17 protein-coding genes, 1 tRNA gene and 1 other annotated feature are annotated in these 19,525 nt (G+C 43.9%); of the genes, 13 read left to right on the forward strand and 5 right to left on the reverse strand.

Annotation, left to right across the window (positions count from 1 at the left end):
- Window positions 1-10: 10 nt before the first annotated feature.
- The 9 genes from WKT00_RS01015 to WKT00_RS01055 all read left to right on the forward strand — a co-directional run bounded on the left by WKT00_RS01015 (window position 11) and on the right by WKT00_RS01055 (window position 9,533).
- Window positions 11-1,309, forward strand: coding sequence for an SLC13 family permease (locus WKT00_RS01015; protein WP_340260381.1), 1,299 nt, complete (start codon window positions 11-13; stop codon window positions 1,307-1,309).
- Between the two features lie 164 nt (window positions 1,310-1,473).
- The gene (locus WKT00_RS01020; RefSeq protein ID WP_101694569.1) at window positions 1,474-1,983 is read left to right on the forward strand and encodes a DedA family protein; all 510 of its coding nucleotides are present in this window, start codon (window positions 1,474-1,476) and stop codon (window positions 1,981-1,983) included.
- Window positions 1,984-2,006: 23 nt separating this feature from the next.
- A complete protein-coding gene (locus tag WKT00_RS01025) occupies window positions 2,007-3,299 on the forward strand; it encodes a glycosyltransferase (RefSeq protein WP_340260383.1) in 1,293 nt (430 codons plus the stop codon).
- The gene (locus tag WKT00_RS01030) at window positions 3,232-3,891 is read left to right on the forward strand and encodes a DUF374 domain-containing protein (RefSeq protein ID WP_340260385.1); all 660 of its coding nucleotides are present in this window, start codon (window positions 3,232-3,234) and stop codon (window positions 3,889-3,891) included. Before WKT00_RS01025 ends, WKT00_RS01030 begins: the two co-directional genes overlap by 68 nt.
- Before the next feature lie 40 nt (window positions 3,892-3,931).
- Window positions 3,932-4,639, forward strand: a complete 708-nt coding sequence (locus WKT00_RS01035; protein ID WP_101694567.1) for a response regulator transcription factor — start codon at window positions 3,932-3,934, stop codon at window positions 4,637-4,639.
- Window positions 4,611-6,668 carry a sensor histidine kinase gene (locus tag WKT00_RS01040; RefSeq protein WP_244094089.1) on the forward strand — a complete coding sequence of 686 codons (2,058 nt, stop codon included), beginning with the start codon at window positions 4,611-4,613 and terminating at the stop codon, window positions 6,666-6,668. Before WKT00_RS01035 ends, WKT00_RS01040 begins: the two co-directional genes overlap by 29 nt.
- A gap of 46 nt (window positions 6,669-6,714) precedes the next feature.
- Window positions 6,715-6,961: a binding site (T-box leader), on the forward strand.
- Window positions 6,962-7,010: 49 nt separating this feature from the next.
- A complete protein-coding gene (epsC, locus tag WKT00_RS01045) occupies window positions 7,011-7,718 on the forward strand; it encodes a serine O-acetyltransferase EpsC (RefSeq protein ID WP_173814153.1) in 708 nt (235 codons plus the stop codon).
- Window positions 7,705-9,111: a cysteine--tRNA ligase gene (gene cysS, locus WKT00_RS01050; protein WP_101694564.1), complete on the forward strand. Its 1,407-nt coding sequence runs from the start codon at window positions 7,705-7,707 to the stop codon at window positions 9,109-9,111. The genes epsC and cysS overlap by 14 nt, the downstream gene beginning before the upstream one ends.
- On the forward strand, window positions 9,096-9,533 hold the full coding sequence (locus WKT00_RS01055; protein WP_101694563.1) for a Mini-ribonuclease 3: 438 nt from the start codon (window positions 9,096-9,098) through the stop codon (window positions 9,531-9,533). Before cysS ends, WKT00_RS01055 begins: the two co-directional genes overlap by 16 nt.
- Window positions 9,534-9,584: 51 nt before the next feature.
- Here WKT00_RS01055 and WKT00_RS01060 read toward each other — a convergent pair whose 3' ends face one another.
- The 4 genes from WKT00_RS01060 to rlmB all read right to left on the reverse strand — a co-directional run bounded on the left by WKT00_RS01060 (window position 9,585) and on the right by rlmB (window position 12,563).
- Window positions 9,585-10,952: an MATE family efflux transporter gene (locus WKT00_RS01060; protein ID WP_340260393.1), complete on the reverse strand. Its 1,368-nt coding sequence runs from the start codon at window positions 10,950-10,952 to the stop codon at window positions 9,585-9,587.
- 80 nt (window positions 10,953-11,032) lie between these two features.
- A tRNA-Thr gene (locus tag WKT00_RS01065) sits at window positions 11,033-11,105 on the reverse strand.
- 65 nt (window positions 11,106-11,170) lie between these two features.
- Window positions 11,171-11,785, reverse strand: a complete 615-nt coding sequence (locus tag WKT00_RS01070) for a sigma-70 family RNA polymerase sigma factor (RefSeq protein WP_101694561.1) — start codon at window positions 11,783-11,785, stop codon at window positions 11,171-11,173.
- Between the two features lie 19 nt (window positions 11,786-11,804).
- Window positions 11,805-12,563 (reverse strand): 23S rRNA (guanosine(2251)-2'-O)-methyltransferase RlmB, encoded by a 759-nt coding sequence (rlmB, locus tag WKT00_RS01075; protein ID WP_101694560.1) that lies wholly within the window; start codon window positions 12,561-12,563, stop codon window positions 11,805-11,807.
- Between the two features lie 264 nt (window positions 12,564-12,827).
- Between rlmB and WKT00_RS01080 the strand changes: the two genes are divergently transcribed.
- Together WKT00_RS01080 and pdxR are read left to right on the forward strand one after the other, a co-directional pair.
- Window positions 12,828-14,495, forward strand: a complete 1,668-nt coding sequence (locus tag WKT00_RS01080) for a glutamine--tRNA ligase/YqeY domain fusion protein (protein WP_173814156.1) — start codon at window positions 12,828-12,830, stop codon at window positions 14,493-14,495.
- A 7-nt stretch (window positions 14,496-14,502) separates the two neighbouring features.
- Window positions 14,503-15,897 (forward strand): MocR-like pyridoxine biosynthesis transcription factor PdxR, encoded by a 1,395-nt coding sequence (gene pdxR / locus WKT00_RS01085; protein WP_101694558.1) that lies wholly within the window; start codon window positions 14,503-14,505, stop codon window positions 15,895-15,897.
- A gap of 82 nt (window positions 15,898-15,979) precedes the next feature.
- Here the strand turns inward: pdxR and WKT00_RS01090 are convergent, their stop codons facing one another.
- On the reverse strand, window positions 15,980-16,312 hold the full coding sequence (locus WKT00_RS01090) for a hypothetical protein (RefSeq protein ID WP_101694557.1): 333 nt from the start codon (window positions 16,310-16,312) through the stop codon (window positions 15,980-15,982).
- 168 nt (window positions 16,313-16,480) lie between these two features.
- On the opposite strand from WKT00_RS01090, the gene cls reads away from it, so the two are divergent.
- Together cls and WKT00_RS01100 are read left to right on the forward strand one after the other, a co-directional pair.
- On the forward strand, window positions 16,481-18,043 hold the full coding sequence (gene cls, locus WKT00_RS01095; RefSeq protein WP_101694775.1) for a cardiolipin synthase: 1,563 nt from the start codon (window positions 16,481-16,483) through the stop codon (window positions 18,041-18,043).
- A 181-nt stretch (window positions 18,044-18,224) separates the two neighbouring features.
- Window positions 18,225-19,499: an adenylosuccinate synthase gene (locus WKT00_RS01100; RefSeq protein ID WP_101694556.1), complete on the forward strand. Its 1,275-nt coding sequence runs from the start codon at window positions 18,225-18,227 to the stop codon at window positions 19,497-19,499.
- The last annotated feature ends 26 nt before the right edge of the window (window positions 19,500-19,525 follow it).

Here is a 19,525-nt window from a genome sequence, read left to right on the forward strand (position 1 = left end):
AAAAGAAAAGATGAATGTTACGATTATGGCGATTCTCTTGATTTTGATTGTTGTATTAACGGTCGTAACCAAGAAGGTTCCATTTAATTTTGTGTTATTAATTATTCCAATGGTATGTGCTATGCTGCTTGGATTTTCGGTGACAGAGGTCAGCGATTTTGTGTTGGAGCAGTTTGCAGCTTTGATGAAATCGACGGGATTTATGTTGTTGTTTGCATTTTTGTATTTTACGATGCTTACAGAGACAGGAATGTTCGATACGATTGTTTCAGCATTGATTCAAAAGCTTGGGAACAAAATGAATGTTATTATGATTATGATATTGACGACAGTAATCGGTGCGTTCAGTATTCTGACTGGAAACTTTACACCGGCATATCTGATCACATTCCCGATTTTGGTGCCGTTATACAAAAAGTTTGATTTTGACAGGGAAGCGGCATTTATTATTGCCCAGACGGCGATGTCGGCAATGTGTTTTATTCCGTGGGGAATTGGAATGGCGTATACCGCGATGGCTTCAGGAATTGATACCGGAGAACTGGCGGCAGCGTCCATGCCTTGGGGGCTTTGCTTTATTCCGGCGATTATCCTGCAGTGGGTGTATTTTGCCAGACAACATAAAAAGAGAGTAGGAACATTCCAGGCGGTAGCGGCTCTGGAGGAAAAGAAAGAGCAGGAAGAAGAAAAACCGAATGTTCGCCCGAAACTTTTCTGGGTAAACCTGATTCTGTTTATTGTGTTTATGGTTGCGCTTGGAGTATTTGGAATTGCACCGTATCTCGTATTTATCGTGGCAACGGTTGTGACTGCGATGATTAACTATCCGAAGAACTATGGGGAGATCTTTAATAAGGTGGGACCGATGTATCTGAATATTTTGGTCATGCTGCTTGCGATTTCCATGTATCAGGCAGTGTTTAACAGTACCGGTATGGTGGGAGCGCTGTCAGAGGGGCTGGTTGCAATTTGTCCGGAATTTTTGCTCCGGTACATTCATATTGTGTTGCTGCTTCTTTGTGTTGTGATCATCTACTTTGTACCATTTCAGATTTTCAATGCCATGTATCCGGTGTTTGTTTCCATCGGTGCGGGATTTGGAATTCCTCCGGTGGCGATGATTGCGCCATTTGTATGTAACCTTTCGCTGGCGACAAGCTCTACACCGACGAACTCGTCCACCTATCTTGGTTGTGCATTAACGGAAACAGAGGTGCCGCATTTCTGTAAAAAAGCGGTTCCAATTCAGACAGTGACCAACGTAGTGGTTATTTTGACGGCTGTGATTTTTGGCGTACTGAAATTATAATAATGAATAAAATTCAATCTGTACAATCCAGGCGGATATGGAAAGAAATTTCCATATCCGCTTGTTTTTTCATAAATCTTTAGAAAATCTTTGGAAATTGAAGAAAAGGATCTTAAGAATTTGTGGGTATCCTAATACCATCAGAAGAAAGGAGGCGGTTTGAAATGGGAGTACAGGAACTGACACAGTATTTTGCACAGTACGGAGCGTTTTTCGTGTTTTTTATTGTGCTGCTGGAATACTTAAATCTTCCGGGCTTTCCGGCGGGTGTGATCATGCCGCTTGCTGGAATCTGGGCGGCAAAAGGAGAGGTAAGCTTCCTGGTGGTGCTTCTTTTGTCGGTGGCAGCAGGGCTTCTTGGCAGTTGGATTCTATACTTTTTAGGAAGACTTGGAGGAGATCGTTTCTTTCGGTTTTATGTAAGAAAGTTTCCGAAGCAGAAAGATGTGTTAGAAAAACATATTGGAATTTTGCGAAAGAAAGGAGCGCCGGGAGTATTCGTAAGTAAATTGCTGCCTATGGTGCGAACGCTGGTTTCCATTCCGGCAGGAATGATTTCCATGGATTTTCTTTCCTATACGATCAGTTCTCTTCTTGGAGTTCTGGTTTGGAATCTAGTCTTTGTAGGAGCCGGATATTATCTGGGAGATGCCGTGTGGAACCTGCTGACGTGACAGCAAGAGGGAGGGACATAAAAATGAGAATTGCAATGATGACGAATAATTATAAACCTTTTGTAGGAGGAGTTCCGATTTCCGTAGAGCACCTTGCAAAAGGGCTTCGGAAAAAAGGACATGAGGTTTGTATCTTTGCACCGCAGTATGAGGGAAGTACAGAAGATAAAGAGGAAGAAGATATTGTACGATATCGTTCCTGTGAGAAAAGACTGAAAAACAAAATGGTGATTCCCAATATCATGGATCCGGTCATTAGTCGGGAGTTTGAGAAAAGATCCTTTGATCTGATTCATGTGCATCAGCCTATGCTGATTGGAAATGTGGCGATGCACCTTTCTAGGAAGCATCAGATTCCGCTGGTGTATACATATCATACCAGGTATGAGGAATACCTGCATTATATTGGAATGTTTTCGGATGAAAAGTGTCAGAAGATGATGCGAAGGTATCTGAGGGAGAAGGGGAAAAAGCTGCTCCCCAAATATCTAAATGCCTATGCGAACCATTGTGATTTGGTGATTGCGCCGTCCTCAGATCTTCGGAATTATCTGTATCAGCAAAAGATAAAAACGCCGGTATGTGTACTTCCAACAGGGCTTTCGGATTTCGCTTATGAGAAGTGTAAAGAGAGTTCCGACAGGATCAGAAGGGAGTATTTGGGAGAAGGAAAGTACTTGCTTTGTACGGTGTCCCGGATGGATAAAGAAAAGAATCTTTACTTTCTGTTGGATTGTATCGGCAAGATACGGGAACAAGCAGGCGACCTGGTCAAGGTTTTGTTTATCGGAGAAGGAGCAGAAAAAGAAGCCCTTTGGCAGTATGCGAAGGAGAAGGGGCTTTCTGATACAATAATATTTACCGGCGGCGTTCCCAACCGGAAAGTGAGAGATTATTTGGGAGCGTGCGATGCGTTTCTATTTTCGTCCAAGTCTGAAACTCAGGGCATCGTACTGGCAGAGGCAATGGCGGCAGGTCTTCCGGTGACTGCTGTAAGCGCCTGTGGTGTCAATGACATCGTGGAAGATGGAAAGAATGGATACCTGGCTAAAGAGGATCCGCAAGCGTATGCGAAGAAGGTCTTAACGATGCTGGAGCGGGAGGAAGACTATAAGAGGCTGAAAAGGGGTGCAAAAATGACGGCGCAGAATTATCGGATGGAAGATATCGCAGCCTTGGCAGAGCAGTATTATCAGCAGGCGCTTTGGCAGTATGACGGGCAGAATTTTAAGGAGAGGAAGACGGCATATGGATATGAGGCAGTGGAAAAGAAACATGTTAAATCATCTGTTTTACGGCTATTTAAAATGTCTTAAAAAGACGGTGCGGATGGAATGGATTCATCCGGAAGTGTTTGAAGGCAATCATGTGGTGGGATTCTGGCATGAGGACAGCTTCGCTATGAACCTGATTCTTTCTGAAATTTCTGCAAGAGATAAGAAGGTTGACGTACTGGTAACGGCAGATGAAAGAGGGGAGTATATTCAACATTTGATTGAGGCTTGCGGTGGGAGAGCAGTGCGGATCGGATATGGTTTCTGCAATGCGGGAGTCTTAAAAGAACTGCTGGGAGCATTGAAAGAAGAAAATCGAAGTGTAGCCATTGCCATGGATGGCCCTCTTGGACCGCGACATATTCCCAAAAAACTGACGTATGTACTGTCAGAGAACAGTCAGAAAAGTCTGGTGGGTGTTACCTTGTCCTATTCGGGAAAGGTTTCCCTCCTTGGAAGGTGGGATCATTATCATATTCCGCTTCCGTTGTCTAAACTTACGGTACGGTTTGATTCCTATGGAGTGGTATCTGCCCGTAAGCCGGCTGGAATTCGAATCTGTCAGAATGAGGAGGAATGTAGTATAATGACAGGGATGCCTGTTGAGAACTATAAGGCAGCAGGGCAGACGTAAGAGAATACGGCAAAGGGAATGAGAAAGGATGAAACATACAATGGAAATAAATCATGTGCTGATTGTGGAGGACGATGCAGAAATTAGGAAGGGAGTTGAGATCTACCTAAAAAGCCAGGGATATAAAGTGTATCAGGCGGCAGACGGAGTGGAAGGGCTGGAAATCATTGAAAAAGAAGAGATCCATTTGGCTATTGTGGATGTAATGATGCCGCGGATGGATGGGATTGCCATGACCATTAAGCTTCGGGAGAAACATGATTTTCCGGTGATTTTTCTGTCGGCAAAATCGGAAGAAGTGGATAAGATTATGGGACTTAATATTGGAGCTGACGATTATGTGACGAAACCATTTACTCCAATGGAACTGTTAGCAAGGGTAAATTCCCAGCTTCGTCGATACCGGAAATTCTTAGAAAAGCTTAAAAACCATGAAAAGACGGCCAATATTCATACCATCGGCGGACTGGAGATCAACGAGGATGCGGTGGAGGTATCCGTAGACGGAGAGGTTATCAAGATGACGCCGATAGAGTATAAGATCCTGCTTTTGTTAGCGAAGCATCCGGGAAGAGTCTTTTCGGCAGAAGAGATCTACGAACGAGTGTGGAATGAACGGGCAGTAAATACGGATACGATTATGGTACATGTCAGAAATATTCGGGAGAAGATTGAGATCAACCCGAAAGAACCAAAATATTTGAAGGTGGTGTGGGGAGTTGGATACAAAATTGAAAAACAGGCATAAACTTGCCATTGTATTAATTTTATTGATGATTGCCATCCCGACGATGGCGGTACTTTCTGGATATCCTGCATATTCCAGAGAGTGTGAAAATCTTCAGAATGAGTTAGATGAAGCGGCTCTTTGTTCTTCTGACTTTCTGGAAGAATTCGTATGGGCAAGCTACATTCTCTATTCTACGGAATCGGATGCGGGAATGTCAAAGGTAGAGAAAGAGCAGGAGCTTGAGTATGACTTTCAGGAAGAATTGAATGAGTTTGACAATCTATATCCATATCTGGAGTATTCTGTGGAGGACGAAGAGGGAAAGACAGTAGCGGAAAGCGTGGTCAATTCCGGGAAGAAATCCATTGCTTCTTATGGACTTGCAATGACGATCCACTACGATCGGAATGGAATTCCGGAGGCGAAGATTCAGGCGGGTGAATATAAGTCGGGGCAGATCCGGGAGCTTCGTTCTGTACTGAATGAATTTTCCAGAAATATTCAGGACAGATATCAGTACTCTGCGGAAGAAAGCGCGGACGTCTATATGAGAACGCCGAAAAACCGTACCTTTACATTTGCAATGACGGAAAGCAACTTAAAGGCCTATATGGATAACTGGCATTATACCGGTTATATGGTGTCTGAAAGAACAAGTGGAGTGATTCTCATACTCTTATGTGTCGTAGCGGCAGCGGCTTTGTTGCTTCCGATATTTTCAACCTTGCACACAGGAACAGAGAAAATTTTCCGGTGTCCGATGGAAATCGTTGTAGCGGCAGCATTCTTTGGCTATATCATACTCTTTGATAATCTTTGGTATCTGTTTTCCAGAAATCAAGGAAGGGTGGAAGCGCTGGATGTACTTGTGTGGACGGGAGTATTCGCAGGAACTTACTGGGCAGCGGCAAATGTAAGACATCTCTTTACAATGGGACTGAAAGGATATCTGAAAGAAAATTCCCTGATTGTGCGCTTCTCTGGAAAGATCAAAAAAGGAGTACGGTGGATGATAGAAAAGTGTAAGGCGGGACTGGATAAGATTTATCGCTCCTTTGATTACATTGATCTGGATGACAAGAACAATAGGTTTATTTTAAAGCTTGTGCTGGTGAACTTTGTAATCCTTGTCTGCATTTGTTCTATCTGGGTTTTCGGTATCATTGCACTGGTTATTTATTCGGTGATCCTGTTTTTGATCCTGCGGAAATATTTCAATGATCTGAAAGCAAAGTACGCAATCTTATTAAAAGCGACAAACCAGATGGCAGAAGGGAATCTGGATGTGGAGATCACAGAAGATCTGGGAGTCTTCACCCCATTTAAGGCGGAGATGGAAAAGATTCGCCAGGGCTTCAAACTGGCGGTGGACAAAGAAGTGAAGAGCCAGCGTATGAAAACGGAGCTTATTACCAATGTGTCTCACGATTTAAAGACACCGCTTACAGCAATCATTACTTATGTTAATTTATTAAAAGAAGAAAAAGATGAAGAGAAACAAAAAGAATACATTGACGTGTTAGAGAGAAAGTCTTTGCGGTTAAAGGTGTTGATTGAAGATCTTTTTGAAATCAGTAAGGCAAACAGTCAGAATGTAACGTTAAACGTGGTGGATGTCGATATTGTAAATCTTTTTAAACAGGTAAAGCTGGAGATGGAAGATAAGTTTGCCGCAGCGGGACTTGAATTTCGGTGTGATTATCCGGAAGAAAAAATTGTGATACCATTAGATAGTCAGAAGACATTCCGTATTTTTGAAAACCTGTTGGTGAACATCACCAAGTATGCGATGCCGCATACGCGAGTGTACGTAAGGATTGCAAGGGAAGCTGGGAAAACAGTGATCCAGTTAAAGAACATGTCAGCACAAGAACTGAACTTCAATCCGGAAGAACTGACCGAACGGTTCGTAAGAGGAGACGTATCAAGGAATACCGAAGGATCGGGTCTGGGACTTGCGATTGTCAAAAGTTTTGTGGAATTGCAGAAAGGGGAAATGCAGATAGAGACAGAAGCAGACTTATTTAAAGTGGAGATAACGTTTTAATTTATTTGACAAATGAGTCTTTTTCGCATAATATATAATGTATACGAAAAAGACTTAGAACGGAAAGAGTAGCAGATAATGGATCCGACAGAGAGAAACTGTCACCGGCTGAAAGCAGTTTTCGGTGAAATGGCTGTGAAGTGCATCCGGGAGTTGATCTGGCGAGCGGGAGAGATCCCAGGTAGCCGGATACGGGAATTACACACGTTACGTGTATCAAGTGGAGGCTTATACGGATGATCAGATCTGGAGCCTTTAGAAGAGTGGAACCGCGGATTGAATTCGTCTCTTGAATTATTCAGGAGACGAATTTTTTATTTTTATGGAAAGGAAGCGCACGGCATGGGGATCATATCGTATGTAAGAGAAGAAATTCAAGTGATTCGGGAACGGGATCCGGCGATTAAGTCGAATATGGAAGTATTTTTATATCCGAGTTTTAAAGCAATTATGCGTTACCGGGTGGCTCATAAGCTGTATTTGAAGAAGCATTATTTCCTGGCCAGATGGGTGTCTCAGCGGGCAGTTAGGAAGACAGGAATTGAGATTCATCCGGGAGCAACTATCGGGAAAGGTCTGTTTATCGATCACGGAAGCGGCGTGATCATCGGGGAGACAGCGGAGTTAGGAGATAATGTGACGCTGTATCAGGGTGTAACCCTTGGGGGTACCGGAAAGGAGCAGGGAAAGCGCCATCCGACTCTGAAGGATAATGTGATGGTCAGTGCCGGGGCAAAAGTTCTTGGATCTTTTACCATTGGGAAAAACTCGAAGATCGGAGCCGGTTCTGTCGTGTTAAAAGAAGTGCCGCCGAATTGTACCGTGGTTGGTGTTCCCGGTCGTATTGTAAAGAGGGATAATGAAAGACTGCCGCGGATGGATATGGATCAGGTGCATCTGCCTGACCCGATCAGCAGCGAGATTGAACAGCTTCAGTCTGAGAACTTGAAGCTTCACCAGCAGATCCATGAGATGGAGAAGCATATGAAGTGTTTAAAAAGCAAAGAGAAGATTGACGAAGGAGGAGAAGACAGTCATGAAATTATATAATACGTTGACAAAGAGAAAAGAAGAATTTGTTCCGTTGGAGGAAGGAAAGGTAAAAATGTATGTGTGCGGTCCGACCGTGTACAATTTTATCCATATCGGAAATGCAAGACCGATGATCGTATTCGATACGGTAAGACGCTATTTTGAATACAAGGGATATGATGTTAATTATGTATCCAACTTTACCGATGTGGACGATAAGATTATCAAAAAAGCGATTGAAGAAGGCACCTCTGCAGATGAGGTATCCAAACGTTTTATTGAGGAATGTAAGAAAGATATGGCTGGCATGAATGTAAAACCTGCCACCAAGCATCCTCTTGCAACAGAAGAGATCTGCGGCATGGTAGAGATGATTCAGACATTGATTGATAAGGGATATGCTTATGAGAAGAACGGTACCGTATACTTCCGTACCAGACAGTTTAAAGAATACGGAAAGTTATCCCACAAGAATTTGGATGATCTGCGTTCCGGAGAGCGTTCTCTTTTGGTAACCGGAGAGGATGAGAAGGAAGATCCGCTGGACTTTGTACTTTGGAAACCGAAAAAAGAGGGAGAGCCGGCATGGCAGTCTCCATGGTGTGACGGACGTCCGGGCTGGCATATTGAGTGTTCTGTGATGTCTAAGAAATATCTGGGCGAGCAGATTGATATTCATGCAGGTGGAGAGGATTTGGTATTCCCTCACCATGAAAATGAAATTGCGCAAAGTGAAGCTGCTAACGGCAAAGAATTTGCAAAATACTGGATGCACAATGCATTTTTGAATATCGATAACCATAAGATGAGCAAATCTCTTGGCAATTTCCGTACGGTTCGAGAAATCAGTGAGCAGTATGATCTTCAGGTGCTTCGGTTCTTTATGCTGAGCGCGCACTACAGAAGTCCGCTGAACTTCAGTGCAGATCTGATGGAGTCTTCTAAAAATGCGTTGGAGCGAATCGTAAATGCAGCAGATAACTTAAAGTATCTGATGAAGAATGCGAAAGCGGAAGCTATGACAGCAGAAGAGAAGGAAGCTTATGCGAAAACAGATGCGTTTGTAGATGGCTTTGAAGCGGCGATGGACGATGACTTTAATACGGCAGATGCGGTCGCATCCGTATTTGATCTGGTAAAATATATCAATACCAATACAGATGGAGAAAGCTCCAAGGAGTATCTCAAGAATTTATTCGATCTGTTGGTGAAATTAACCGACGTGTTAGGTCTTATTGTGGATAAAAAAGAGGAAATCCTTGCAGAAGATATTGAAAAGCTGATCGAGGAACGTCAGGTTGCAAGAAAGGCAAAAGATTTTGCGAGAGCAGATGCAATCCGTGATGAACTGTTGGAAAAAGGAATTGTTCTGGAAGATACCAGAGAAGGTGTAAAATGGAAAAAGGCGTAGTATGGCAGTTTGATTCATATATGCAGGAAATCTTTCAGATGAAAGAGGTGGATCCGGGGACGTATTCTCCGTTGACACTGGCTTACATTGGAGATAGTATCTATGATTTGGTGATTAAATCTTTAGTTGTAAATGAAGGCAACAAACAGGTGCAGAAGCTCCATAAGGCGACCAGTACACTGGTACAGGCGTCTGCGCAGTCGAAAATGATGCGCAGGATGCAGGAACATCTGACGGAAGAAGAGCATGCCGTCTTTAAGCGCGGAAGAAATACGAAAAGTGTTTCGCCGGCGAAGAACCAGTCTATTACAGATTATCGAAGGGCAACAGGATTTGAGGCTTTGATGGGATATTTGTATTTGAAAAAAGAGTGGAAGCGGATGCTGGACTTGATTAAGATTGGACTGGAAAGTCTGGAATAGAAAAACGAAAAAAGATCAGGCGGGAGAATTTCCTGCCTGATCTTTTTTCGTTTAACAGTTGCTTTTTTCTGATAAGGATTCATAGTAGCTTGCAGGCATCCATTTGCCCTTCCAGGCATACAAAAGAATCAGAAGTGCGCCGACTACCCAGGATAGTGGATAGATAATCATGACGGCAAAGAGTTCATGGGAGATCTTCATTGCACACCAGATCCATGCCACCCGGAAAATGCACAGGGAGAACAGGAATACCAACATGGTTTCCATTGTTTTTCCGGCGCCGCGAATACTTCCGGATGCAATTTGAAGAATACCAATCAGCCAGTAGAATGGACAGAAGAATCTCATAATATAAATACCAATGTTTACCACTTCCTGGTTATTGGTAAAGATGCCAATGACCTGAGGTGCGAAGATCAGAAGCAGAATTCCGGTTGAAATGGTATAGATCAGTCCCATCAAAAGCGACACCTTCATGCCTTTCATTACTCGGTCGTATTTACCTGCTCCGATGTTTTGACCTGCAAATGTGGTTGCGGCCATGCCGATGCTTAGGACGGGCAGGATATTGAATCCGTCAATTTTTACGTAGGCTGCGTATCCGGCCATCACGACTGCGCCAAAACTGTTGACGCTGGACTGTACGATTACATTTGACAGAGAAATTACGATATTTTGAATCCCGGTAGGCAGACCGATCCGCACAATCTTGGAAAAAAGATGGTCGTATACCCGGATTTCCCTCAGTCGTACTTTGTAAATATCCTGGCTTCGCATCAAGAACTGCATAATAAACACGAATGCAAGGAATTGGCTGATATCCGTTGCCAGCGCTGCGCCGACAATTCCCATTTTCAGTCCGACTACGAACAGAAGATCCAGGAAAATATTGGATACGGCTGCAATTATCAGATAAACTAAGGATCGCTTGGAATTGCCTACTGCGTTTAGAATTCCTGCAGCCATATTGTAGATTACCGAGAAGAGAATTCCACCGAAATAGACCTGCAGATATTGAACTGCCGGATCGAATACTTCCTGCGGTGTGCCCATTGCCCGCAGAATGAAAGGTACCAGAAGAATTCCGACAATGGTTAAGATGGCGCCGGCGCCGATGGCAATGGCCAGTGTCGTATGTACGGCCTTTCTTACGCCTTCTTTGTCTTTTGCCCCGTAATACTGGGAGATGACAACTCCGGCGCCTGTAGATGTACCGATACAGAAACCGATCAGCAATGTAATGATCGGACCGCTGGCGCCAACTGCGGCCAAGGCCTCGCTTCCGATATAGTTACCGACAATAATCGAATCCACCGTATTATACAGCTGTTGGAACAGATTTCCTAAAATCAGCGGGATCGAGAAAAACAACAGCTTTTTCCAGATGGAGCCTTCTGTCATCGTGGTGTTACGTTCCATAGATTTTTCTCCTTTGTTATTTTCTTTTTTGAACAACATAAAAGCCCTTGAAAACAAGGGCTTTTAATAAGTATTCTTTAAGCTGCCTAGCGGAATCGAACCGCCGACCTCCGCCTTACCAAGGCGACGCTCTACCGACTGAGCCAAGGCAGCACACATGTGTGACATGCAACGGTATTAATATACAATACTGCCCTGGTATTTGTCAATATGAATTCTTAATTTTCTGCTTTTTCTTTTGCTAAAATTTTTTCCATTTTACTTTTTATTCGCTGCAGTGCATTATCTATCGTTTTGGGACTCTTATCAAGAAGCCTGGCAATGGTTTTATAGTCTGTTCCCAGAAGATGCAGATATAAAACACGGTTTTCCAGATCGCTTAAGTTCTCCATTAGCTTATTTTGCAGCAGCTCCACATATTCCCTGCCTACCAGAAGTTCTTCCGGATTACTTTCTTTGGCGGCTTCCATTGTATCAATCAGCGGTCCCTTTTCTCCCGTTTTTTCATAAAGAGAGATATAACTGTTCAGCGGACTGTGTTTTTTTCGTTTTGACGCTTCGATTGCCGAATACATCTGTCTGGTAATGCAGAGTCTGGCAAAATTGTAAAAAGATGTTTCCTGTGCCAGATCATAATTCTGTACGGCTTTAAATAGTCCGATCATACCTTCCTGAATCAGATCATCGTTTTCGCCGCCTAGAAGATACATGGCGTTCGCCTCTTTGCGGACCAGATTTTTATATTTTTCCATAATATAATCGGTGATTGCAGTATCTCCTTTGCGGAGCATTCGGATGAGCTGTTCATCCGTCTTTTGTTCATATCCTGCCATATACCATTCCCGCCTTTTCTTATTTTGGCAGACGCTGCCGGACGATTTCGTAGGCCAGTACGCCGGCTGCCACCGATGCATTCAGGGAATCAATCTCACCTTTCATTGGAATGCTGGCAATGAAATCACAGGTTTCCCGTACCAGGCGGCTGACGCCTTCGCCTTCATTTCCAATCACCAGTCCGATCGGTCCGGTCAGATTCAGATCGTACATCTTTTCCCCGCCCATATCGGCACATACGAACCAGAGACCTTCCTTTTTTAAGTCCTCCATGGTTTTCTTTAAATTGGTTACCTTGGCAACCGGGGTGTAGTTCAGCGCACCGGCGGAGGTTTTGGCGACGGTGGCCGTCAGACCGACGGCTCTTCGTTTGGGGATGATGACACCGTGTGCGCCGGCCAGGTTTGCCGTACGGATAATGGCGCCCAGGTTGTGAGGGTCTTCTATGTTGTCAAGAAGGATCAGGAAAGGATCCTCCCCTTTCTTTCGTGCCAGTTCCAGCATATCGGATACTTCAGAATATTCATATGCTGCGGTAAAGGCGATGACGCCCTGATGGTGCCCGGTTTCTGACAATTGAGATAAACGTTCCTTTTCTACGAACTGAATGAGCGTATCGTGTTTTCTGGCTTCCCGGATGATGGTCCGTACCGGTCCGTCCTGACAGCCGTCCAGTACATAAAGCTTGTCTACCGGCTTGCCGGAGCGGAAAGCTTCTAATACGGCGTTACGCCCCTCAATCTTATTTTCGTTGGTTTTGGTTCTATTTTCTTCCATGGAAATACTCCTTTTTACATTTGACATAATCAAAAAGTCCTCGCCTTACGGCGAAGGACTTCTCTGCTCTATTTCTACATCTTAGCAAGCGAAGGATCAAAAGTCAATAGTTCCTGTTTAGTTGTAAAAATCGCTTGATTTCAGGATGGGATTCGAGAAAGTGGGGATAAAATCCTGCAAAGTCACCTTGTTTCGCCATATTTTTTATGATAAGATAAGGAACAAGGGATTTTTAAGAGATTTTTTAGTAGTAGGAGGAAAAGAATGGGAGAAGAGACAGTTTCCAAAAATTTTATAGAGCAGGAGATTGATAAGGATCTGGCAGAGGGTGTTTACAGCGAAGTGTGCACCAGATTCCCGCCGGAGCCGAACGGATACCTGCACATCGGACATGCTAAGTCCATTTTGCTGAATTCAGGACTTGCAAAAAAATATAATGGTACATTCCACTTGCGATTTGATGATACCAATCCGATGAAAGAGGATATGGAGTTTGTAGAATCTATTAAGGAAGATGTGGCGTGGCTGGGCGCTGATTGGAAAGAGCATCTGTACTTTGCATCTGATTATTTTGATGTGATGTATGAGTGTGCAGTAAAGCTGATTAAAAAAGGAAAAGCATTTGTCTGCGATCTGACGGCAGATGAGATTCGTGAATACAGAGGAACATTAAAAGAGCCGGGAAAGAACAGTCCGTACCGTGATCGTTCTGTAGAAGAGAATCTGCAGCTTTTTGAGGAAATGAAGGAAGGCAAGTACAAGGATGGGGAAAAAGTGCTTCGTGCCAAGATTGATATGTCCTCTCCGAACATCAACATGCGTGATCCGGTTATCTATCGTGTGGCTCATATGACGCACCATAATACCGGAGATAAGTGGTGTATTTATCCGATGTATGATTTTGCGCATCCGATTGAAGATGCAGTGGAGAAGATTACGCATTCTATTTGTACTTTGGAGTTTGAAGATCACAGACCACTGTATGACTGGGTGGTAAAAGAGTGTGAATTTGATCCGGCGCCAAGACAGATTGAGTTTGCAAAGCTGTATCTGACTAACGTGGTAACTGGAAAACGATACATCAAAAAGCTGGTTATGGATGGGATTGTAGATGGATGGGACGATCCAAGACTGGTGTCTATTGCAGCGTTAAGAAGAAGAGGTTTTACACCGGAGTCTTTGAAAATGTTTATTGAGCTTTGCGGAGTTTCCAAGAGCCAGAGTTCTGTAGACTACGCAATGCTTGAATACTGTATCCGAGAGGATCTGAAGCTGAAGAAGTCACGTATGATGGCGGTTCTGGATCCGATTAAACTGGTGATCGATAATTATCCGGAAGGAGAAGTGGAGTACCTGGATGTGGATAACAACATGGAGAATCCAGAACTTGGCAAGAGACAGATTCCATTCTGCAGAGAGCTGTACATTGAACGCGAAGACTTTATGATTGAGCCTCCGAAGAAATATTTCCGTCTGTTCCCAGGCAATGAAGTGCGTTTGATGAATGCATATTTTGTGAAATGTGAAAGCTTTGAGACGGATGCAGATGGCAATGTGACAGTGGTACATGCAACTTATGATCCGGAGACAAAATGTGGAACCGGATTTACGGGACGCAAGGTAAAAGGAACGATTCACTGGGTGGCAGCGCCGTATGCAAAACAGGCGGAGGTAAGACTCTACGAGAACCTGGTAGATGAAGAGAAGGGTGTTTATAATAAGGAAGACGGTTCCCTGAACCTGAATCCAAATTCTTTAACCATCTTAAAGGAATGCTATGTAGAAGACAGCTTCAAAGATGCGAAGGGATGCGACAGCTTCCAGTTCGTAAGAAATGGATATTTCTGCATTGACTCTAAAGATTCCACATCGGAGAACCTGGTGTTTAACCGAATCGTATCGCTGAAGAGTTCTTTTAAACTGCCAAAATAAGAATAAGATGAATGAATTGACGATCAATCTTAAGGCGGGAGGGAACGTTCCGCTTTATGAGCAGATTTATCAGTATATTAAAAAGGATATTCAGGATGGGAAGCTTCTCTATGGTGAGAAGCTTCCTTCAACGAGAGCACTTTGCCGGCATCTGGAAGTAAGCAGGAGTACAGTGGAGCTTGCCTATGAGCAGCTGTTGTCGGAAGGGTATATTGAATCGGAACCCTGCAGGGGCTTTTTCGTAGCGCAGATTGAAGGGATGTACAGGTGGGAAACAGCCGCTTCCATCCCGATAAAGCCACAGCAGAAAGAAGAGGCGTTTGCCTATGATTTTACGCCTTATGGGGTGGACTTAAACAGCTTTCCGTATCATGTGTGGAGGAAACTTTCCAGAGAGATTCTGATGGATGACAGAACGGAATTGTTCCGCTCTGGAGATTCACAGGGAGAGTATGAGTTCCGCAGTGCAGTTTGTCGGTATCTTCACCAGGCCAGGGGAGTGAATTGTACGCCTAAGCAGGTGATTGTGGGAGCAGGAAGCGATTATATGCTGATGCTTCTGGGGATGATTCTTGGGAGGGAGCACAAGTTTGCTTTCGAGGATCCGGCTTATAAGCAGGCGTACCGCGTAGTGAGAAAGCTTGGATATGAGACGGTTCCCGTGGGGCTTGACCGGTATGGAATGCGGGTAGACGCGCTGGAAGATTCCGGGACCGATATTGCTTATGTAACGCCCTCGCATCAGTATCCCACTGGGATTGTAATGCCGATCAGACGCAGGATGGAACTGCTGAAGTGGGCGGATGAAGGAGAGCGTTATATCGTGGAGGATGACTACGACAGTGAGTTTCGCTATAAGGGCAAACCGATTCCGGCGCTCCAGGGATATGATGTCCATGGGAGAGTGATCTATCTGGGAACGTTTTCCAAATCCATTGCACCGGCCATTCGATTAAGCTATATGGTGCTGCCGGAAGAACTGGCGGAAACCTACCGGGAAAGACTTGGTTTTGTTCATTCTACAGTATCCAAAGTAGATCAGATGATTGTGACGCGTTTTTTAGAGGAAGGGCATTATGAACGTCATTTGAATAAGACGCGTTCCCTCTATCGGAGCCGGCATGATACGTTGTTAGAATCTTTAAGACCGCTCCTTTCTGTCTGTAGGGTGTCTGGGGAAAATGCAGGAGTACATCTTCTTTTGACCTTTGAAAATGGGCGGACCGAGCAGGAATTGGTTTCCCTGGCAAAAGAACAGGGAATCAAAGTGTATGGGCTTTCGGATTACTGTATTGAAGAAGGCAGAAAAGAAGAGGGGGCAACCATTCTTTTAGGGTATGCTAATTTAAGTGAAGATGAGATCCGGGATGCAGCAGAAGTGCTGAACCGGGTGTGGAGATAAACCAAAATAGCGGCATCTGAGGCCTTATTCACCTTAGATGCCGCCGCTTTCTTTTGTTTTAGGAGATAGTCGGATATGGATTTTATTCCTCTGCTGTTTTCGCTTCTTCAGCAGGATCTTCCTCAGCAGGTGCTTCTTCAGTAGAGACTTCTTCAGCAGGAGCGGTCTTGGTTTCCGGTGCCTCTTCTGAAGTTTCCGCCTTTGTATCTGCTTCTTTTGCAGCTGGAGTAAGCGGCACGTATTCACGGTCGGATACCGGTTTTAAATCATTGTCGAGATCAAAATCCAGATCTTCAAAGTCATCGGCGAACGCCTCATCTTCGGAAGCTTCTTTCTTTTTAAAGTAATATACAAGTCCTGCAGCTGCGCTTCCGATTACAGCCAGACTTAAAATTTTCTTTCCCCATTTTGCCATAATAATATAACTCCTTTCAAAATCAATTTATAACTTATATCATAACACATATCATCTGATTTTGGGTATAAAATAAAAATAAAATACGCGCCAAGTTGAGATGAAGAAAAAAGTGTGTTACACTGTAGCATATGTTTGAATAGAAAGAAGAGGGAGGAAATGCGTTTTATGGTTAAAAATGAAGTGTCAGGTACAGCCAAAAAAGGCTTATTTCGGATTGTATTCAGTCGAACAGGGATTATTCTGCTTTTGATTGCATTGCAGGCGGCGGTCTTTATTGGAATGCCTCTTTATCTGGAAGAATATATGACCTATATTTATGGAGCTACCACAATTTTGGAGGTTGTGGTATTGATCTATATTATTAATTCGGAAGGAAATCCGGCATTCAAGATGACATGGATGCTGTGTGTGCTGGCATTTCCGATTATTGGAACACTGTTTTATCTGTTCGTGAAGATGCAGTTTGGATCTAGCTATATGGAGCATCGCCTGGCAAAACTTCGGATTGAGACGGATCCTTATCTGCAGCAGGAGCCGAAAGTGCTAGAAGCGCTTTGGGCAAGTAAATCCGCCAATGCACAGTTGTCCTACTATCTGTCCCAGAGACTTGGATTTCCGACGTACCGGAATACAGAAGTGAAATATTTCCCACTGGGAGAGTATAAGTTTAAAGCGCTGGTGGAAGAACTGAAAAAAGCAAAGAAGTATATTTTTATGGAATACTTTATTGTAGAAGAAGGCTATATGTGGGGAACGATCCTGAATATTTTGCGGCATAAAGCAGAAGAAGGGGTGGAGGTTCGTTTCATGTATGATGGGATGTGCGCCATTTCTATGCTTCCATATGATTACCCGAATAAGATTAATCGCTGGGGAATTAAGTGCAAGATGGTGAACAAGGTGAAACCATTCTTGTCGACAACCCAGAATAACCGCGACCATCGGAAGATCTGCGTCATCGACGGCTGCGTTGGATTTACAGGAGGAATCAATCTGGGAGATGAATATATCAATCGGAAGGAACGCTTTGGACATTGGAAGGATACTGCTGTGATGCTTAAAGGAGATGCGGTTCAGAGTCTGACAATGATTTTCCTGCAGATGTGGAATGTGGATGAACGGAAAGAGGAAGATTACAGGCGTTATCTGACGCCGAAGACACCGGGGCTTAAAAGGGAGTTAGGATACGTGATTCCATATGCTGACAGTCCCTTTGACAATGAAAATGTGGGAGAAGAGGTGTATTTCCACATTCTGAATCATGCCAAGAAATATGTCCATATTATGACGCCGTATCTGATCCTTGATAATGAGATGATTACGACGCTTACCAGAGCGGCAAAAAGTGGGATTGAAGTGATCATTATTATGCCTCATATTCCAGATAAATGGTATGCATTTGTAGTGGCGAAGACATACTATAAGGAGTTGATTGAAAGCGGGGTACAGATTTACGAATACACGCCGGGATTTGTCCATGCGAAAGTGTTTGTCGCGGATGATGATACCGCTACGGTGGGAACCATCAATTTGGATTACCGAAGCTTATATCTGCACTTTGAATGTGGAACATTTATTTATAACAACTCAGAGATCGACCGAATTGAGCGGGATTTTCAGCAGACACTTGCCAAGTGCCATAAGGTGACGTTGATTGAAGTGAAGAAAAGAAGCGCCTTTACCAAGATTGCAGGACAGGTACTCCGTCTGATTGCGCCACTGATGTAAAGCACAGAAAAACCGATAGTTTTTGTGGGAAATGCACGAAAATAAGGGGAAATTTCTTGTGAAATAAGAGGAAAATTGCGTTTTACACGAAAGAAGAATTATAGTATAATTTTTAAGTAATTTTTATGGAATTGCACAGAATAACAGGAAGATACAGGTTCATAATTCAGGAGGAATGAATATGGTAAAAGCAGTAGTAGGTGCAAACTGGGGCGATGAAGGAAAAGGAAAGATTACGGATATGCTCGCGAAAGAGGCGGATATTATTGTAAGATTTCAAGGAGGAGCCAATGCAGGTCATACCATCATCAATGATTATGGTAAGTTTGCGCTGCATACACTGCCGTCAGGAGTATTTTATGACCACACAACCAGTGTGATCGGAAATGGTGTTGCACTTGATATCCCGGTTTTGTTTCACGAGATTCAGACCATCATCGACAGAGGGGTGCCGATGCCGAAGATACTGGTATCTGACCGCGCACAGATCGTGATGTCTTATCACAAAGATTTTGATGCCTATGAGGAGGAACGTCTGGGAGGAAAATCCTTTGGTTCCACCAAGTCTGGAATTGCACCGTTTTATTCTGACAAGTATGCGAAGATTGGGTTCCAGGTCAGTGAGCTGTTCGATGATGAACTGCTCAAAGAAAAGGTGATTCGTGTGGCAGAGCAGAAGAATGTGCTTTTGAAACATTTATATCAGAAACCGGAGCTTGATCCGGAAGACCTCTATAAGGAACTTCAGGAATATAAAAAAATGGTAGAGCCTTATGTGTGTGATACGGCTCTTTACCTTCACCAAGCGATAAAAGAGGGAAAAGAGATTCTGCTGGAGGGACAGTTAGGGACGTTGAAAGATCCGGATCACGGAATTTATCCTATGGTAACGTCTTCTTCTACACTGGCAGCATTTGGAGCCATTGGTGCAGGAGTACCGCCATATGAGATTAAGAAGGTGATTACGGTGTGTAAGGCTTACTCCAGTGCAGTAGGAGCGGGAGCATTCGTTAGTGAAATCTTTGGAGACGAGGCGGATGAATTAAGACGCCGCGGCGGAGATGGAGGAGAATTCGGAGCAACAACCGGACGGCCAAGAAGAATGGGCTGGTTTGACTGCGTGGCTTCCAAATACGGATGCCGGATGCAGGGAACGACGGATGTGGCATTTACCGTGCTGGATGTGCTGGGATATCTGGATGAGATTCCGGTATGTGTCGGCTATGAGATTCAGGGAGAGGTAACAACAGAGTTTCCGCCTACGCATCTGCTTGAAAAGGCAGTACCGGTTTACAAAACGCTGCCAGGCTGGAAGTGTGATATCCGAGGAATCAGAACATATGAGGAACTTCCGGAAAACTGCAAAAATTATATTGAATTTGTGGAAAAAGAAATCGGATATCCGATTACCATGGTTTCCAATGGACCGGGACGGGATGATATTATTTATCGATAAAGAATAGTACCAAAGAAAAGAACAGG

This window comes from Dorea sp. ICN-14282 (genome assembly GCF_037890115.1).
Taxonomy (GTDB): Bacteria; Bacillota; Clostridia; order Lachnospirales; family Lachnospiraceae; genus Dorea_B; species Dorea_B phocaeensis.

What these genes read in the sequence shown, in the direction of transcription:
- WKT00_RS01030 (WP_340260385.1), top strand. Translation starts at nt 3,232, where the DNA reads ATGGATATGAGGCAGTGGAAAAGAAACATGTTAAATCATCTGTTTTAC.
- WKT00_RS01060 (WP_340260393.1), bottom strand. Translation starts at nt 10,952, where the DNA reads ATGGAACGTAACACCACGATGACAGAAGGCTCCATCTGGAAAAAGCTG.
- cls (WP_101694775.1), top strand. Translation starts at nt 16,481, where the DNA reads ATGGTTAAAAATGAAGTGTCAGGTACAGCCAAAAAAGGCTTATTTCGG.
- WKT00_RS01070 (WP_101694561.1), bottom strand. Translation starts at nt 11,785, where the DNA reads ATGGCAGGATATGAACAAAAGACGGATGAACAGCTCATCCGAATGCTC.
- WKT00_RS01025 (WP_340260383.1), top strand. Translation starts at nt 2,007, where the DNA reads ATGAGAATTGCAATGATGACGAATAATTATAAACCTTTTGTAGGAGGA.
- WKT00_RS01055 (WP_101694563.1), top strand. Translation starts at nt 9,096, where the DNA reads ATGGAAAAAGGCGTAGTATGGCAGTTTGATTCATATATGCAGGAAATC.
- WKT00_RS01015 (WP_340260381.1), top strand. Translation starts at nt 11, where the DNA reads ATGAATGTTACGATTATGGCGATTCTCTTGATTTTGATTGTTGTATTA.
- WKT00_RS01090 (WP_101694557.1), bottom strand. Translation starts at nt 16,312, where the DNA reads ATGGCAAAATGGGGAAAGAAAATTTTAAGTCTGGCTGTAATCGGAAGC.
- cysS (WP_101694564.1), top strand. Translation starts at nt 7,705, where the DNA reads ATGAAATTATATAATACGTTGACAAAGAGAAAAGAAGAATTTGTTCCG.
- WKT00_RS01100 (WP_101694556.1), top strand. Translation starts at nt 18,225, where the DNA reads ATGGTAAAAGCAGTAGTAGGTGCAAACTGGGGCGATGAAGGAAAAGGA.
- rlmB (WP_101694560.1), bottom strand. Translation starts at nt 12,563, where the DNA reads ATGGAAGAAAATAGAACCAAAACCAACGAAAATAAGATTGAGGGGCGT.
- epsC (WP_173814153.1), top strand. Translation starts at nt 7,011, where the DNA reads ATGGGGATCATATCGTATGTAAGAGAAGAAATTCAAGTGATTCGGGAA.
- WKT00_RS01035 (WP_101694567.1), top strand. Translation starts at nt 3,932, where the DNA reads ATGGAAATAAATCATGTGCTGATTGTGGAGGACGATGCAGAAATTAGG.
- pdxR (WP_101694558.1), top strand. Translation starts at nt 14,503, where the DNA reads ATGAATGAATTGACGATCAATCTTAAGGCGGGAGGGAACGTTCCGCTT.
- WKT00_RS01080 (WP_173814156.1), top strand. Translation starts at nt 12,828, where the DNA reads ATGGGAGAAGAGACAGTTTCCAAAAATTTTATAGAGCAGGAGATTGAT.
- WKT00_RS01020 (WP_101694569.1), top strand. Translation starts at nt 1,474, where the DNA reads ATGGGAGTACAGGAACTGACACAGTATTTTGCACAGTACGGAGCGTTT.